This window comes from Massilia sp. TWP1-3-3 (assembly GCF_049897805.1).
Classification (GTDB): Bacteria; Pseudomonadota; Gammaproteobacteria; order Burkholderiales; family Burkholderiaceae_D; genus Telluria_A.
In genome coordinates this window covers 13,955-28,541 of record NZ_JAFCWX010000006.1, presented here as the reverse complement: position 1 = coordinate 28,541, position 14,587 = coordinate 13,955, and the positions used below count along the sequence as shown (strand labels likewise).

The 14,587-nt window shown below is 61.1% G+C and carries 13 protein-coding genes; 11 read left to right on the top strand and 2 right to left on the bottom strand.

The window, feature by feature from the left end:
• Window positions 1-5: 5 nt before the first annotated feature.
• The gene (locus ACP7D4_RS07475; RefSeq protein ID WP_426104743.1) at window positions 6-344 is read right to left on the bottom strand and encodes a hypothetical protein; all 339 of its coding nucleotides are present in this window, start codon (window positions 342-344) and stop codon (window positions 6-8) included.
• Between the two features lie 233 nt (window positions 345-577).
• Between ACP7D4_RS07475 and ACP7D4_RS07470 the strand changes: the two genes are divergently transcribed.
• Both ACP7D4_RS07470 and ACP7D4_RS07465 read left to right on the top strand, forming a co-directional pair.
• Window positions 578-1,297 (top strand): pseudouridine synthase, encoded by a 720-nt coding sequence (locus ACP7D4_RS07470; RefSeq protein ID WP_426208454.1) that lies wholly within the window; start codon window positions 578-580, stop codon window positions 1,295-1,297.
• Window positions 1,294-2,292, top strand: a complete 999-nt coding sequence (locus ACP7D4_RS07465) for a fumarylacetoacetate hydrolase family protein (RefSeq protein ID WP_426208453.1) — start codon at window positions 1,294-1,296, stop codon at window positions 2,290-2,292. Before ACP7D4_RS07470 ends, ACP7D4_RS07465 begins: the two co-directional genes overlap by 4 nt.
• Here ACP7D4_RS07465 and ACP7D4_RS07460 read toward each other — a convergent pair.
• Entirely contained in the window at window positions 2,289-2,777 is a 489-nt protein-coding gene (locus ACP7D4_RS07460; protein WP_426208452.1) for a DUF6328 family protein, read from the bottom strand. The two genes, ACP7D4_RS07465 and ACP7D4_RS07460, sit on opposite strands and share 4 nt — an antisense overlap.
• 698 nt (window positions 2,778-3,475) lie before the next feature.
• On the opposite strand from ACP7D4_RS07460, the gene ACP7D4_RS07455 reads away from it, so the two are divergent.
• The 9 genes from ACP7D4_RS07455 to pseI are packed head-to-tail and all read left to right on the top strand — an operon-like array spanning window position 3,476 to window position 14,573.
• Entirely contained in the window at window positions 3,476-5,446 is a 1,971-nt protein-coding gene (locus ACP7D4_RS07455; RefSeq protein ID WP_426208450.1) for an SLBB domain-containing protein, read from the top strand.
• Window positions 5,447-5,503: 57 nt separating this feature from the next.
• On the top strand, window positions 5,504-6,730 hold the full coding sequence (locus ACP7D4_RS07450; RefSeq protein ID WP_426208448.1) for a GumC family protein: 1,227 nt from the start codon (window positions 5,504-5,506) through the stop codon (window positions 6,728-6,730).
• Between the two features lie 55 nt (window positions 6,731-6,785).
• Window positions 6,786-7,799: a UDP-N-acetylglucosamine 4,6-dehydratase (inverting) gene (gene pseB, locus ACP7D4_RS07445; RefSeq protein ID WP_426208446.1), complete on the top strand. Its 1,014-nt coding sequence runs from the start codon at window positions 6,786-6,788 to the stop codon at window positions 7,797-7,799.
• The gene (gene pseC / locus ACP7D4_RS07440) at window positions 7,799-8,962 is read left to right on the top strand and encodes a UDP-4-amino-4,6-dideoxy-N-acetyl-beta-L-altrosamine transaminase (protein WP_426208445.1); all 1,164 of its coding nucleotides are present in this window, start codon (window positions 7,799-7,801) and stop codon (window positions 8,960-8,962) included. Before pseB ends, pseC begins: the two co-directional genes overlap by 1 nt.
• Window positions 8,959-9,861 (top strand): aldo/keto reductase, encoded by a 903-nt coding sequence (locus tag ACP7D4_RS07435; protein WP_426208443.1) that lies wholly within the window; start codon window positions 8,959-8,961, stop codon window positions 9,859-9,861. Before pseC ends, ACP7D4_RS07435 begins: the two co-directional genes overlap by 4 nt.
• Window positions 9,861-11,888, top strand: coding sequence for an aminotransferase class III-fold pyridoxal phosphate-dependent enzyme (locus ACP7D4_RS07430; protein WP_426208442.1), 2,028 nt, complete (start codon window positions 9,861-9,863; stop codon window positions 11,886-11,888). The genes ACP7D4_RS07435 and ACP7D4_RS07430 overlap by 1 nt, the downstream gene beginning before the upstream one ends.
• Before the next feature lie 7 nt (window positions 11,889-11,895).
• Entirely contained in the window at window positions 11,896-12,984 is a 1,089-nt protein-coding gene (pseG, locus tag ACP7D4_RS07425) for a UDP-2,4-diacetamido-2,4,6-trideoxy-beta-L-altropyranose hydrolase (protein WP_426208440.1), read from the top strand.
• The gene (gene pseH, locus ACP7D4_RS07420) at window positions 12,981-13,496 is read left to right on the top strand and encodes a UDP-4-amino-4,6-dideoxy-N-acetyl-beta-L-altrosamine N-acetyltransferase (RefSeq protein WP_426208438.1); all 516 of its coding nucleotides are present in this window, start codon (window positions 12,981-12,983) and stop codon (window positions 13,494-13,496) included. Before pseG ends, pseH begins: the two co-directional genes overlap by 4 nt.
• A gap of 18 nt (window positions 13,497-13,514) precedes the next feature.
• Window positions 13,515-14,573: a pseudaminic acid synthase gene (pseI, locus tag ACP7D4_RS07415; RefSeq protein WP_426208437.1), complete on the top strand. Its 1,059-nt coding sequence runs from the start codon at window positions 13,515-13,517 to the stop codon at window positions 14,571-14,573.
• The last annotated feature ends 14 nt before the right edge of the window (window positions 14,574-14,587 follow it).

The window sequence follows — 14,587 nt, the reverse complement described above, 5'->3', positions numbered from 1 at the left end:
ATCCGTCAGGCATCTACGCGGTCGTTACCGCAGTGAACTTCGTGCGTGCAGGTATGCATGGTAGGTCTGAGCGCGACCGGCCTCGGTTCGCCGGGGCCTTCAAATTGGGAAAATCCGCCGTGTTCGAAAAATGCCGCAAGCCCGCGCTGGGTCTCAGCCACCCAGCGCGCTTGGGGCGACACGCGGGACGTATCGCGCGGCAGAGCGGCGGCGGCGGGCGGCACCTTGCCGCTCCAGCGCGCAATCGCTTCGCGCGTGCTCTGCAATGCCGACATGGCCAGCGCATCGGCTGGCGGAAACTGGTTTGCCGTCAATGTCGGCTCGGTGTGCATCGGATTGCGCATGCTCGTCCTCTTTCTCGTCGCTTTTTATCCTAAGGAGGGTGGTAAGTTACCCTCTTCCTGTTCAGCCGATTCCTAATGATGTCTCAGTGTAACCACGCGATGCCGGTCAAATTTGATTTTGCTCAAAGGTCGGATCGCCGCTTTCTCGAAATGCTGAGAGGGTAGGGAAGTTGTCCTACGTCGTCGTAGTCTGCCACTGTCAGCCGCATGGCGCATCTGTTAAAGTTGCGGCCATGAGTAAATTATCTTTAGACCGCATCCTGCAATCCCAAGGCTTTGGCACGCGCAAGTATTGCCGCGCGCTGATCGACGACGGCGAAGTGGCCATTGCCGGCCAGATCCAGACCAGCTACAAGAACGCCATCGACACGGACGGCCTGGTGCTGACCGTGTTCGACGAAGAGTGGGTGTATCGCGAGCAGCTCTATATTGCGCTGCACAAGCCGGCCAACTTCGAATGTTCGCGCAAACCCAGTCACCACCCGGGCGTGCTGACCTTGCTCCCGGAACAGTTCACCTGGCGCGACGTGCAGCCGGTTGGGCGGCTCGACCACGACACCACCGGCATGCTGCTGATGTCCGACGACGGGCCCTTTATCCACGCCCAGTCTTCGCCCAAGCGCCACATTCCCAAGATTTATCAGGCGACGACCCAGGACCCGGTGACGCCCGAGCTGGTGGCCCAGTTGCTCGGCGGCGTCAAGCTGCATGACGAGCCGGCGCCGCTCGCCGCTGTGACCTGCGTGCAGCGCGGCGTACACTTGCTGGAAATTGTGCTGGAACAGGGGAAATACCACCAGGTCAAGCGCATGCTCGCTGCCGCCGGCAACCATTGCAGTGCCTTGCATCGCGCTGCGATCGGTCAGTTGACGATTGCGTCACTGGGCTTGGCCGAGGGCGAATGGTGCTTTCTGGAGCCTGCCCAGCTCGACCTGCTGGTGCCGCTCGCGTGAAGCTGGCCACCATCAACGACGGCACCCGCGATGGACAGCTGGCCGTGGTCGCGCGTGACCTGAAAACGGCGCACCTGGCCGACGGCATTGCGCCCACGCTGCAAGCGGCGCTGGACGACTGGCCCTTTATCGCGCCCCAGTTGGGCGACTTGTACCAGCTGCTTAATGGCGGACGCGCGGCCAAGAGCTTTGAATTCGACCCGACAAAGTGCATGGCCCCGCTGCCGCGCGCCTACCAGTGGGCTGATGGGTCGGCCTATGTGAACCATGTCGAACTGGTGCGCAAGGCGCGCGGCGCCGAGATGCCGGCGTCGTTTTGGGAAGATCCGCTGATGTACCAGGGTGGCAGCGATGACTTCAGCGGGCCGACGGACGATATTGTCATGGCGCATGAGGAGTGGGGGATCGATTTCGAGGCCGAGGTGGCGGTGATTACGGGCGACGTGCCGATGGGCATCACGCCCGATCAGGCCCAGCTGCATATTCGGTTGCTGATGCTGGTCAATGATGTGTCGTTGCGTAACTTGATTCCCGAGGAGCTGGCCAAGGGTTTCGGCTTTTTGCAGTCCAAGCCGGCGTCGAGTTTTTCGCCGGTTGCCGTCACGCCAGACGAACTTGGCGAGGCCTGGAAGGATGGCAAGGTGCATTTGCCGCTGCGCTCTACCTGGAATGGCAAGCTGGTGGGGCAGCCGAATGCGGGGGTGGACATGGTGTTCAATTTTCCGCAGTTGATTGCGCATCTGTGCAAGACGAGGAAGGCGGGTGCGGGCACGATTGTCGGGTCGGGCACGGTATCGAACAAGGATGCTAAGAAAGGTTATTCTTGCATCGCGGAGAAGCGCTGCCTTGAAATGATTGCCGATGGCGTGGCCAGCACGCCGTTCATGCTGTTTGGCGACACGATCGGGATCGAGATGCTTGACGAGGCGAACCGTTCGGTGTTTGGGGCGATCCGGCAGACAGTAAAGCAGGCCGAGGCGCGCAAGGGACGCTAGAAGCCGTGCCGACGCTTGAGGTACATGGGCAGGATCCACCAGGCCGAGCCGATCAAGGCGGCTATGGTGGCGCCGGCGAGGATGCCGATCTCGGTGCCGAAGACTTCCGCAATGACCAAGTTGGTGCCAAGGATGAAGGCGCAGCCGAGCGCAAAGGAGCCTGCCACGATCTGCCGGCTTGCAATGCGCTTGAAACGCGATTTGCTGATCAGCGGGCGCATCAGTCGGTGCTGGATTGCAGGTGCGCTCAGCAGGACCAAGCTGATCAGGGCACAGAAGAAGGTGACCAGGAACACGTAACGCTGGGTATGGATGATTTGGCGTGCGCTGCCGTTAAACGGCAGGATGATCAGGAATGCGGTCAGCATTTGGGCCCCTGGGAGCAGGATGCGCAATTCGCTCAGCATGTCGGAAAGGTCGCCGTCCTGGTGCAACTCGCCGTTGGCCGGGCTCTGGAGCGGGAGTTGCAGCGCATTTTTGGTCATGACGGTTCTGGAAATATGGGCTGTGCATTCCCGGCGGGAACGGGCTGTAGATAAGTACGACATTACACATTGCCCTATTCTGCTTCCCGCGCGTAATGCAATGTTGCGCAAACGCATATCTCCCTCTTTGATAGGTGGAAAGCGCGCTGGTGAATCAGGTCGGATATAATGCGACGCTACGAACCGTAGTGTCTGCCCCCCCAACTTGCTGCCCGAACAGCTTATAGAGTGGGACGTCAGCAAGTCGGGCGCCTCGAGCACGACACCGCCAACAAGTTGCCCGCTTCGGACGACGGTGGGTTCATTCCTTCCCAATCGTTCTTCGCGGTAGTCATTCCTTTTTGGAAACTTCATTTGACAAGATTGACCAAGAGGGATACGAATTTGTTGTCCTTCGAGTCGTTTGCGGTCTGTGCATGACGCAATTCGTCGCACATTCGCGACCGTCGCACTTGTCCATAATGTTAGAATCACGGGCTTTTGCCAAATCCCGATGCGATGATGCTGAAGGTTGTGCTTGCTGCCATCCTTACCGCGGGCGTATTAAATGGCGGATAGTGATCGCGCGCGAGCGGAACACGCGATAGTTGCGATTCATTTCAAGGTAAGAGACGGAGCACTGTTTTTTGGATGCAAGTTCGTTCATTGATAATTGTGATATTTACCGCCGAACAGTTAACCACATATATAAGCACAGAATGAAGAATATTTCAGTCGCAAGAAACTTGAAACTGGTAGCCGGCGTGATAGCACTGTTCGGATTGTCGTCGGGCATGGCTTTGGGACAAACATTTGATCAGCCTACGGAAGCGCGTAAAGCTTCGCCGTCTTCCGCCGCGTCGGCCGCCGCCGCCGCTCCGGAGAGCTATGGCGAGCGTGGTTTGCCGAGCATTACCAGTTCGCGGCCTGATCCCCGCATGCAGCAACTCCAGCAAGAAGCGCAGCAGCAGCAGCAGCAGCAGGCAGAGCGCGCACGCCAACGTCAACTGGGCAAAATCGGGGTCAACGGCAGGGATCCGAGAGACACATTCGGCGCTTACGTGCAAACAGTAACCGGCGCGCCTTTGGAGCGTTTTGGCAAGGACCTGTTCACCGAAGTGCCGACCACGTTTGCACCGTTTGACGCCGCGCAGGTGAACGGCGACTACGTCATCGGCACCGGCGACGAAATTCAGATCCGCGGATGGGGTATGGTCAGCGTTGACGTGACGTCGACGGTCGACCGCAGCGGCTCGATCTACATACCGCGGGTCGGTGCGGTGAAGGTGGCCGGCGTCAAATACCGCGATTTGCAAGGTTACTTGAAGCAGGCAGTCGGGAAAATTTTCAATAATTTCGAACTGACCGCCAGTATTTCGCAAACCCGCGCCGTGCAGATTTACGTTGTCGGCCACGCAGTACGGCCGGGTACTTACACCCTCAATTCGATGAGCACGTTGTTAAACGCCCTGTTTACGTCGGGCGGGCCGGATTCATCAGGTTCAATGCGCAACATTCAGTTGAAGCGCGGCGGCACGACCGTGGCCAACTTCGACTTGTACGACATGCTGGCCAAGGGCGACAAAAGCCAGGATGCGAGCTTGCGTGATGGCGACGTGATCTACATTCCGGAGGTCGGCCCGCTCGTTGCGCTGACCGGGAACGTGAAGACGCCGGCGATTTTCGAGCTGAAAGGCCCATCGTCGCTGGCTGATATCTTTGGTTGGGCCGGTGGCGTCGATTCCGCTGCGGAGCAGCGAAAGATTGTGGTGGAAAAAACCGTCGACAATAATTACCAGATGGTCGCTGAGCTGATCGCCGACAAGGCGACCATCGCCACGCGCCTGGTCGCGATCCCCATACGTGCGACCGACGTCATCCGCGTGTTCGCGCCCGGCGCTGTGCCGGTTCAGGCCCAACTGCAAAATGAATACGTACGTGTGTCCGGCGAGGCCAAGCAGACCGGCGTTTTCCAGATTCGCAAGGGTGAGACGCTGCGCGAGCTTATGTTCCGGCTCGGTGGTGCCACTGACGCCGGTTATGTTTATGCGACCCAGCTCAAGCGCGAATCCGTCAAGCGGGCGCAACAGGTTAAGCTGAACGAGCTGGCAGACCGCTTCGAGCGTGATGTGGAAAGCGCGGCGTCGAGCCGCGTGTCGGGCACGACCGACAAAGACGCCCTCACGATCCAGGCGGCTGAACTGGAACGTCAGCGCAGTGTCGCGCAAAAGCTGCGCTCCGTGAAGGCCGAAGGGCGCATCGTCCTCGAGCTCGAAGATGGCAATGCTCAGTTGAAGAACTTGCCCGAGCTGGCACTGCAAGACGGCGACAGCGTGTACGTGCCGCGCAAGCCGGGCACAGTCGAAGTGTTGGGCGCGGTATTCCAGTCCAATTCGTTCATTTACAAGCCGCGACGAAACGTCAAGGATTATGTCCTGATGGCTGGTGGCGAGACCGCCTCTGGCGATATGTCCGAAATGTACGTGATTCGCGCCGATGGCACAGCGCGCAGCGGAAAAAGCCGCGGCTGGTTCAGTGGTGTCAGCGGCGTCATTGTCAATCCGGGTGATACGATCGTCGTTCCGGAAAAGGTCGAGCGCGGCTCCTGGCGCCAAAGCTTGAAAGAGTGGACGGCGATCTTCTATCAATTCGGCCTTGGTGCGGCTGGCTTGCGCGTGCTGAAAAACTAGTAGTGGCATGTGGCCGATATCCCCCCACCGAGCGACAAAAATTATTGAAAGCGAACGATGCCTGAACGATTGGAAAGCACTATCCAACACAATCCCGCAGCGGATGAGGACATCAAACTGATTGACGTATTGATCGTCCTGGCCAAGCACAAGGCGCGCATCGCCGCAAGCGCGTTCGCAGGAGCGGTCGTGGTGGCCGGGGTCAGCTTGATGATGCCGAATATTTTTACGGCGGCGACGAAGATCATGCCGCCTCAGCAGGCGCAGTCGAGTGCGGCGGCGATGCTCGGTCAACTCGGCGCCCTTGGCGGCCTGGCAGGTAGTTCGCTTGGCATCAAGACTGCCACCGATACCTACCTTGGTATGCTGTCTAGTCGCACCGTAGGCGATCGTCTCGCAAGCCGGTTCGCGCTGCAAAAGGTCTACGGAACGAAGTTTCAGAGCGACACGCTGAAAGTGTTGGCAACGGCAAGTTCTTTCACGGCCGGCAAGGACGGCATGATCGAAGTGCAGGTCGATGACGTCGACCCCAAGCGTGCGTCGATGCTGGCCAACGCCTACGTGGAGGAATTGCAGAAACTGATGCTGACGTTGGCGGTGACCGATGCAGCGCAGCGCAGATTGTTCTTCGAGAAGCAGCTGCTGCAGGCCAAGCAAAACCTGGCCGAGGCCGAGGTGGCATTGAAACGCATGCAAGAGAAAACCGGCCTGATCCGCTTGGAAGGTCAGGCCGAAGTCATTATCTCGTCGGCTGCCCGGCTGAAGGGACAGATTGCAGCGAAGGAAGTCGAAATGGGCGCCCTGCGCACATTTGCGACGCCGAGCAATCCTGAGATCATTCGAATCGAGCGGGAACTGAGCGGGCTGCGCACCCAACTGGCGAAAGTCGAGACCGGCTTGAGCCAAGGAAGAGGGGATATCTCGCTGTCGACCAGTCAGGTCCCGGAAGCCGGCTTGGAATTCGTCCGGCGCGTGCGCGACGTGAAATATAACGAAGCCATTTTCGAGGTCTTGGCAAAGCAGTTCGAGATTGCCAAGATCGACGAGGCGAAAGACAGTTCCACCATACAGGTGCTGGACCGGGCGATCGAACCGGATCGCAAAAGCAAGCCGAAACGTGCAGTCATGGTGATTCTCGGCGCCCTCGCATGCGCCTTCCTGGCGATTTGCTGGGCGTTTGCCAAGGAGTGGGCCGAAAACGTGAGGGCGCCGTCGCGGTCGGACGAATATGTGCGCCTTGCAGTGCTGCGGCGCCACCTCAGGTGGAGAAAAACCACCGGCTGATTGCCATGGCAATACAGGCGATCTCTGGATTTTTGAAATTATTTGGAATAATATTATGTTGAACAACAAATCTATCTTAATCACTGGCGGTACCGGCTCGTTCGGCAAAGCCTTCGTACGCACCGTGTTGCAACGCTACCCCGACATCAAGCGGCTGGTGATTTTTTCGCGCGATGAGCTCAAGCAATATGACATGGCGCAAGAATTTTCCGACACCAAGTACACGGGCATCCGCTATTTCATCGGCGACGTGCGCGACGAGGCCCGACTGCGCCGCGCTCTCGAAGGGATCGATATCGTCATTCACGCCGCTGCCCTGAAACAGGTGCCGGCGGCCGAGTATAATCCGTTCGAATGCATCAAGACGAATGTTCTCGGCGCCCAGAACCTGATTGAGGCTTGCCTCGACAGCAAGGTGCAACGCGTGGTCGCGTTGTCGACCGATAAGGCGGCTGCGCCAATCAATCTGTATGGCGCGACCAAGCTGTGTTCAGATAAGCTGTTTGTCGCGGCCAACAACATCAAAGGATCACGCGATATCCGTTTCAGCGTTGTTCGTTATGGCAACGTGATGGGTAGCCGCGGGTCGGTCATTCCTTTCTTCCTCGACAAGCGCGCCAGCGGCGTGCTGCCGATTACGGATGCAGCAATGACACGTTTCAACATCAGCCTGCAAGAGGGTGTCGACATGGTGCTGTGGTCGATCGAGCATGCCTTGGGCGGTGAAGTGCTGGTGCCGAAGATTCCGTCCTACCGGATCACCGATGTCGCCGAGGCAATCGGTCCAGAGTGCGCCCGTCCAGTGATTGGCGTGCGTCCCGGTGAAAAAATTCACGAGGAAATGATTACTGCCAGCGACAGTTTCAATACCGTCGACATCGGCAAGTATTACGCCATTCTGCCGATGGGCGCACGTTACTCGATCCAGGACTATTGCCAGCAAATGGGCGGCGTCCCTGTGGCGCCCGGCTTCAGCTATGACAGCGGCACCAACGAGCATTTCCTGACCGCGGCCGAATTGCGGGAACTGATCCAGATCCACGTCGACCCTCACCACAGCGTCGAATGATGGGCACGATTCCGTACGGACGGCAAGACATTTCCGAGGACGATATCGCCGCTGTTGTCGCGGTGCTGCGGTCGGATTTTCTGACGCAAGGGCCGGTGGTGCCTGCGTTCGAGAAATCAATAGCGGATTACTGCGGCGTGGCCCATGCGCTGGCCGTCAACAGCGCCACCAGCGCCTTGCACATCGCCTGCCTGGCCCTCGGCGTCGGTCCAGGCGATCTGGTGTGGACCACGCCGGTGACCTTTGTCGCCAGTGCGAACTGCGCACTGTATTGCGGCGCCGCAGTCGATTTCGTCGACATCGACCCGCACACCTACAACCTCGACGCGGTGGCCTTGGCAGCGAAGCTGGCTGACGCAAAGGTGGCCGGGAGATTGCCCAAAGTCGTCATTCCTGTGCACCTGTGCGGCCAGTCATGCGATATGGCAGCCATTCACGCGCTGGCGCTCGAATACGGCTTTGGCGTGATCGAAGACGCCTCGCACGCGATCGGCGGCCGGTATCTGGGCGAGCCGATCGGCAATTGCCGCTACAGCGACATCACGGTGTTCAGCTTTCATCCAGTCAAGATCATCACCACCGCGGAAGGCGGCATGGCCGTGACCGGCCGTGCCGACCTGGCTGCAGCGATGGCGCTGTCGCGCAGTCATGGCATCACGCGTGAGCCGGCACAGATGAGCCATGCGCCGGATGGCCCGTGGTATTACCAGCAGGTGGCGCTGGGATTCAATTACCGCATGACGGAGTTGCAGGCGGCGCTCGGCGTCAGTCAGATGGGCCGTCTCGACGAATTCGTCGCGCAGCGCCACCGGCTGGCGCGCCGCTACGACACGCTGCTGCAGGCATTGCCGCTGACGCTGCCGTTCCAGCGCGAAGGGACCTATTCCGGCCTGCACCTTTATGTTGTGCGTTTGCATCTGGCCGACATCGGTCGCACACACCTGCAGGTCTTCGAATTTCTACGTGAGCGCGGTATCGGCGTCAACGTGCACTATATTCCCGTTCATACCCAGCCATATTACCGGCAGCTCGGCTTCACGGCCGGGCAGTTCCCGCAGTCCGAGCGCTATTATGCGGAGGCGATCAGCCTGCCGCTGTATTCCGGGCTCAGTTTCGGGGACCAGGACCGGGTGGTGGCCGCTCTCAAGGAGGCGCTATCGTGAGTCCAGGCACTCCCTTGGCACGAATCGGGCTAGGTGCGGCGCAGTTCGGCATGCCATATGGCCGTTTCAACCAGCGCGGCATGCCCACCGACGCCGACGTGGCGGCCATGCTGGCGCGCGCGGCGCAATATGGCTTGTCGTCGATCGATACCGCCCATTTGTACGGCGAGTCGGAGCAGGCGCTCGGACGTTGCGCCGACCTGCTGCCCGCATTCGAGATCGTCACCAAGACGCCGCGCTTTGCCGATGGCGCGATCGGCGCCGAGCAGGCGCAGGCCTTGCACGAGGCGTTCAGCGACTCGCTGCACGCGCTGCGCCTGGCCAGGGTGCACGGCCTGCTCATCCACCATGCGCCCAATCTGCTGGCGCCGGGCGGCGAGCGGCTCTACGAGGCCATGCTCGCGCTCAAGCGCGATGGCGTCGTTACCCATATCGGCGTGTCGGTGTATGACACCGAGATCGCCGAAGCAATCCAGGCGTGTTTTCCGATGGACATGGTGCAGCTGCCCATGAATGTGCTCGACCAGCGTCCGCTGCGCTCGGGCGGCTTGGCGCGCCTGGCTGCGGCCGGGGTCAAGGTGCAGGTGCGCTCGGCATTTTTACAAGGACTGCTGCTGGCTGATCCGGGCACGCTCGATCCTCATTTCACCGGGATTCGCGCGGCCCTGCAGCGCTTCCATGAGTGCGCGGCGTGCGCCGGCATCAGCCCGGCGCACGCCGCCTTGCATTTTTTGCTGGGCAACGCCGACATCGATCGGGTCATCGTCGGCGTCGAATCGGTGGCCCACCTCGACCAGTTGTTTTCCCATTTCCCGGCACCGGCTGCAATCGATTACGCCGCATTTGGAATCAACCAGTCGGAGATTTTGAACCCGGCCATGTGGCCGCAGGAGTCATGATGAAAACCGTCGCTATCGTCCAGGCTCGCATGGGCTCTACCCGCCTGCCCAACAAGGTCATGCGCACGATCGCGGGGACACCGATGATCGAGTTGCTGTTGCACCGGCTGAGCCGTTCGCGCGAGATCAACGAAATCGTCGTGGCCACGTCCGACAATGCGCGCGACGAGACGCTGGCGCAGTTCGTCAAGAAGCTGGGGTACCGCTGTGCACGCGGCAGCGAGAACGATGTTCTGGACCGCTACCTGGTAGCGGCCAGGATGGCCGGCGCCGACGTCGTCATCCGCATTACCGGTGATTGTCCGCTCGTCGATGCGGGCCTGGTCGACGCTGCAGTGGCGCGCTTTCGCAGCGCCGGCGTCGATTACCTGAGTAACGTGGCGCCACCGACCTTTCCGAACGGCCTAGACATCGAAGTGTTTTCGTTCGCCGCACTGGCGCGCGCGGGGCGTGAGACGGACGCCAAATTCGACCGCGAGCACGTGACGCCTTATCTGCGCGAAAGCGGAAAGTTCACGCAGGAAGCGATCGTCGGCAACGAAGATTTGTCCGCGTTGCGCTGGACGGTAGACGAGCCGATCGACCTGGAAGTGGTGGCGAGGGTGTATGCCCATTTCGCGCCGGAAATCGATTTCTCCTGGCTGCAGGTGCTCGCACTGCAGCGCGCACAACCGCAATTGTTCGAAGCAAACCAACAACTGATACGTAACGAGGGATCTGAAATGGGCACCGGCCAAAAACTCTGGAAGCGCGCCAAGAAAATTATTCCTGGCGGCAATATGCTGCTGTCGAAACGGGCCGAGATGTTCGCGCCGGACCAATGGCCTGCCTACTTCAGCAAGGCCAAAGGCTGCACGGTGTGGGACCTGGACGGCAATGCATATACCGACATGTCAATCATGGGCATCGGTACCAACATCCTTGGCTACGGCCACCCGGAAGTGGATGCGGCCGTTCAGCAGACCGTGGTTGCCGGCAACATGTCGACGTTTAACTGCCCGGAGGAAGTGTACCTGGCCGAAAAGCTGATTGAAATGCATCCGTGGGCCGATATGGTGCGCTTGGCGCGCACCGGCGGCGAGGCCAATGCGATCGCGATCCGCATCGCCCGCGCCGCCTCCGGCCGCGACAAGGTGGCCGTGTGCGGCTACCATGGCTGGCACGACTGGTATCTGTCGGCCAATCTCGGCGACGGCGAAAACCTGGCCGGGCACTTGCTGCCCGGCCTCGATCCGGCCGGCGTGCCGCAAAACCTGCGCGGTACGGTGTTTCCATTTACTTACAATAATTTCGAAGAACTCGAGGCCTTGGTCAACGAGCACGACATTGGCGTGATCAAGATGGAGGTGGTACGCAACAAGGGCCCGGAAAACAATTTCCTGCAAAAGGTGCGTCAGTTGGCGACCGAGCGCAAGATCGTGCTGATTTTCGACGAATGCACGTCGGGCTTTCGCCAGAGCTTCGGCGGCTTGCACAAGCTGTACGGTGTCGAGCCGGACATGGCGATGTTCGGCAAGGCGCTCGGCAATGGCTACGCCATCACGGCTACCATCGGGCGCCGTGAAGTGATGGAGGCAGCGCAGTCGACTTTTATCAGCAGCACCTTCTGGACCGAGCGCATCGGCCCGACCGCCGCATTGAAAACACTCGAGGTGATGGAGCGCACCGGTTCTTGGGACACCATCACCAAGACTGGACTGGCCATTCGCGCCGGCTGGCAGAAACTGGCCGATCAGCACGGCTTGCAGATCGACCACTGGGGTTTGCCGGCGCTGACCGGTTTTAGCTTCCTGAGCGAGAACGCGCTGGCCTACAAAACGTTGATCACCCAGGAAATGCTGGCAAAAGGCTACTTGGCCGGCAACAGCGTATACGTCTGCACCGATCACACACCAGCCGTGGTTGATGCTTTCTTCAACGCGCTCGATCCGGTCTTCGCCTTGATTCAGCAATGCGAAGAAGGACGCGATGTGATGGGCCTGCTCAAGGGGCCGCTGTGCCACGCCGGTTTCAAGCGTTTGAACTGATGCAGCGATGAAGGTATGCTTTCGGGTCGATGCGTCGGTCGACATCGGCAGTGGTCATGTGATGCGGTGCCTTGCGCTGGCCGCTGCCTTGCGGTTGGGCGGCGCCGACTGCCATTTCATCTGTCGCGACCTGCCCGGCCATCTGACAGGGGCGGTACGCCAGCACGGTTTCGAAGCAACGCTGCTCAAGCCGGCCGGCGCGTCCTTCGGTGGCGCGCCCGCGCCGGCGCATGCCGCGTGGCTCGGCTGCCGCTGGCAGGACGACGCCGCCGAGGTGGCGCCGCTGTTGGCCGTGCTGCAAGCGGACTGGCTGGTGGTCGATCACTACGCGCTCGACGCGCGCTGGGAATCAATGCTGCGGCGCGACTCCATGCGGCTGATGGTGATCGACGACCTGGCCGACCGGGCCCACGATTGCGACGTGCTGCTGGACCAGAATCTGGGGCGCACCGCCGCGCACTATCGGGACCTGCTGGCGCCGCACTGCCCCGTGCTGGCCGGTCCTGCGTATGCGCTGCTGCGCCCGGAATTCGGGGCGCTGCGCCGGCACAGCCTGGCGCGCCGCGAGGGCGCCGAACTGGCGCGTGTGCTGGTCAATATGGGCGGCGTCGACCAGTTCAACGCGACCGCCGCGGTGCTACAGGCACTCGCGCGCAGCGACCTGGCGCAACAGTGCGCAATCAGTGTCATCATGGGGCTAAATGCGCCATGGATCGGCGCCATCCGGACCCTGGCGGCGAACGCCGCGCGCCCGATCGAGGTGGCGGTGAACGTGTCGGACATGGCGCTCCGCATGGCCGAGAGCGACCTGGCGATCGGCGCGGCCGGCAGTACCTCGTGGGAGCGGTGCTGCCTTGGTTTGCCCACGCTGGTGGTGGTGCTGGCGCCAAACCAGGCGGGCGGCGCCGCAGCGCTCGAGCATGCCGGTGCGGCGCTGGCGCTGGGCACGCCTGCCCAGATCGGCGCGCGCCTGCCGGCGGCGCTGCGGCACATGGGCGAAGGCGGCGCGCTTGCGGCGATGAGCATGGCGGCGCGCGCGCTGGTCGATGGACTGGGCGTAGGACGGGTACTGGCGGCGATGCGGGAGGTGCCATGAACGACAGCGCCGGCACAGCACTGCGGCCGATGGCCGAAAGCGACGTCGAGCGCGTACTGGCATGGCGTAACCATCCGGACGTGCGGCAGTACATGTACACTGCGCAGGAGATCACGCCGCAAGCGCATCGTTCGTGGTTCGAGCGGGTCAGCCAGGACGGCGCCAGACGCGTGCTCATCTATGAGGAGCAGGGGCGCGCGCTTGGCCTTGTCAACCTGCGCCTATTCGCTGGCGACACGATCGCCGAGTGGGGCTTTTATGCGGCGCCGGGGGCGTTGCGCGGGACCGGCCGCCGGCTCGGCGCGGCCGCGCTGCAGCATGCCTTCGACACGCTGCAGTTGCACAAGGTGTGCGGTGAAGCGCTCGCCTGGAACGAGCGTTCGATCGGTTTTCACCGGGCCTTTGGCTTTCGCCAGGAAGGCACGCTGCGCGATCAGCATTTCGATGGCCAGCACTATCATGACGTCATTTGCTTTGGCCTGCTGCGCCACGAGTGGCATGCCCGTTTGTAGTATTTCAAAAGAACTCATATGTCAAATTATCCAAGCATCACCATCGCCGGACGCCGCATTGCCGTCGATGAAGCGCCGTATATCATTGCCGAACTGTCGGCCAATCACAACGGCCAGCTGGCCACGGCGATGGCGATCATCGAGCAGGCCAAGCTGGCCGGCGCCGACGCCGTCAAGTTGCAGACTTACCGCCCCGACACCATCACGCTCAACAGCGACGCCGAGGATTTCCGCATTCGTGGCGGGCTGTGGGACGGCCGTTCCCTGTACGAGCTGTATCAGGAAGCCCACATGCCGTGGGAATGGCACGCGCCGCTGTTCGACTACGCGCGCCAGCTTGATATCACCATCTTCAGCTCGCCGTTCGACAGCACTGCCGTCGACCTGTTGGAGGACTTGAATGCGCCCGCCTACAAGATCGCCTCGTTCGAAGCGGTGGATCTGCCGCTGATCCGCTACGTGGCGGCGACCGGCAAGCCGATGATCATTTCGACCGGCATGGCCGATGCCGAGGAGATTGCCGAGGCGGTCAATGCCGCGCGCGAAGGCGGCTGCCGTGAATTGGCGATCTTGCACTGCGTCAGCGGCTACCCGGCGCCGTCGGAAGACTACAACCTGCGTACGATCCCGGACATGATGGCGCGTTTTAAACTGGTGACTGGCTTGTCCGACCATACCCTTGACAACACCACCGCATTGATCAGCGTGGCGATGGGTGCGGCGTTGATCGAGAAGCATTTCACGCTGAACCGCAATGGCGGCGGCCCCGACGACAGCTTTTCGCTCGAGCCAAAAGAGCTGGCCGCGCTGTGCCACGGTGCACGAACGGCGTGGGCTTGCCTCGGCAAGGTTGACTACGGCCGCAAGTCAAGCGAACAGGGCAATGCCCAGTTCCGCCGCTCGCTGTACATTGTCAGGGACCTCAAGGCCGGTGACGTGATCGACGCCGGCGCGGTGCGCAGCGTGCGCCCGGGCTTTGGCATGGCGCCCAAGCTGCTCGACCAGGTGATCGGCAAGAAGGTCACGCGCAACGTCGCCGCCAATACAGCCCTGACGCCCGACCTGATTGGCGGGTGAGGGCCGTGGAGGGA

Excerpts from the sequence above, each read along its gene's own strand:
- ACP7D4_RS07475 (WP_426104743.1), bottom strand. The coding sequence starts at position 344 with ATGCGCAATCCGATGCACACCGAGCCGACATTGACGGCAAACCAGTTT.
- ACP7D4_RS07470 (WP_426208454.1), top strand. The coding sequence starts at position 578 with ATGAGTAAATTATCTTTAGACCGCATCCTGCAATCCCAAGGCTTTGGC.
- ACP7D4_RS07460 (WP_426208452.1), bottom strand. The coding sequence starts at position 2,777 with ATGACCAAAAATGCGCTGCAACTCCCGCTCCAGAGCCCGGCCAACGGC.
- ACP7D4_RS07455 (WP_426208450.1), top strand. The coding sequence starts at position 3,476 with ATGAAGAATATTTCAGTCGCAAGAAACTTGAAACTGGTAGCCGGCGTG.
- ACP7D4_RS07450 (WP_426208448.1), top strand. The coding sequence starts at position 5,504 with ATGCCTGAACGATTGGAAAGCACTATCCAACACAATCCCGCAGCGGAT.
- pseB (WP_426208446.1), top strand. The coding sequence starts at position 6,786 with ATGTTGAACAACAAATCTATCTTAATCACTGGCGGTACCGGCTCGTTC.
- pseC (WP_426208445.1), top strand. The coding sequence starts at position 7,799 with ATGGGCACGATTCCGTACGGACGGCAAGACATTTCCGAGGACGATATC.
- ACP7D4_RS07430 (WP_426208442.1), top strand. The coding sequence starts at position 9,861 with ATGAAAACCGTCGCTATCGTCCAGGCTCGCATGGGCTCTACCCGCCTG.
- pseG (WP_426208440.1), top strand. The coding sequence starts at position 11,896 with ATGAAGGTATGCTTTCGGGTCGATGCGTCGGTCGACATCGGCAGTGGT.
- pseH (WP_426208438.1), top strand. The coding sequence starts at position 12,981 with ATGAACGACAGCGCCGGCACAGCACTGCGGCCGATGGCCGAAAGCGAC.
- pseI (WP_426208437.1), top strand. The coding sequence starts at position 13,515 with ATGTCAAATTATCCAAGCATCACCATCGCCGGACGCCGCATTGCCGTC.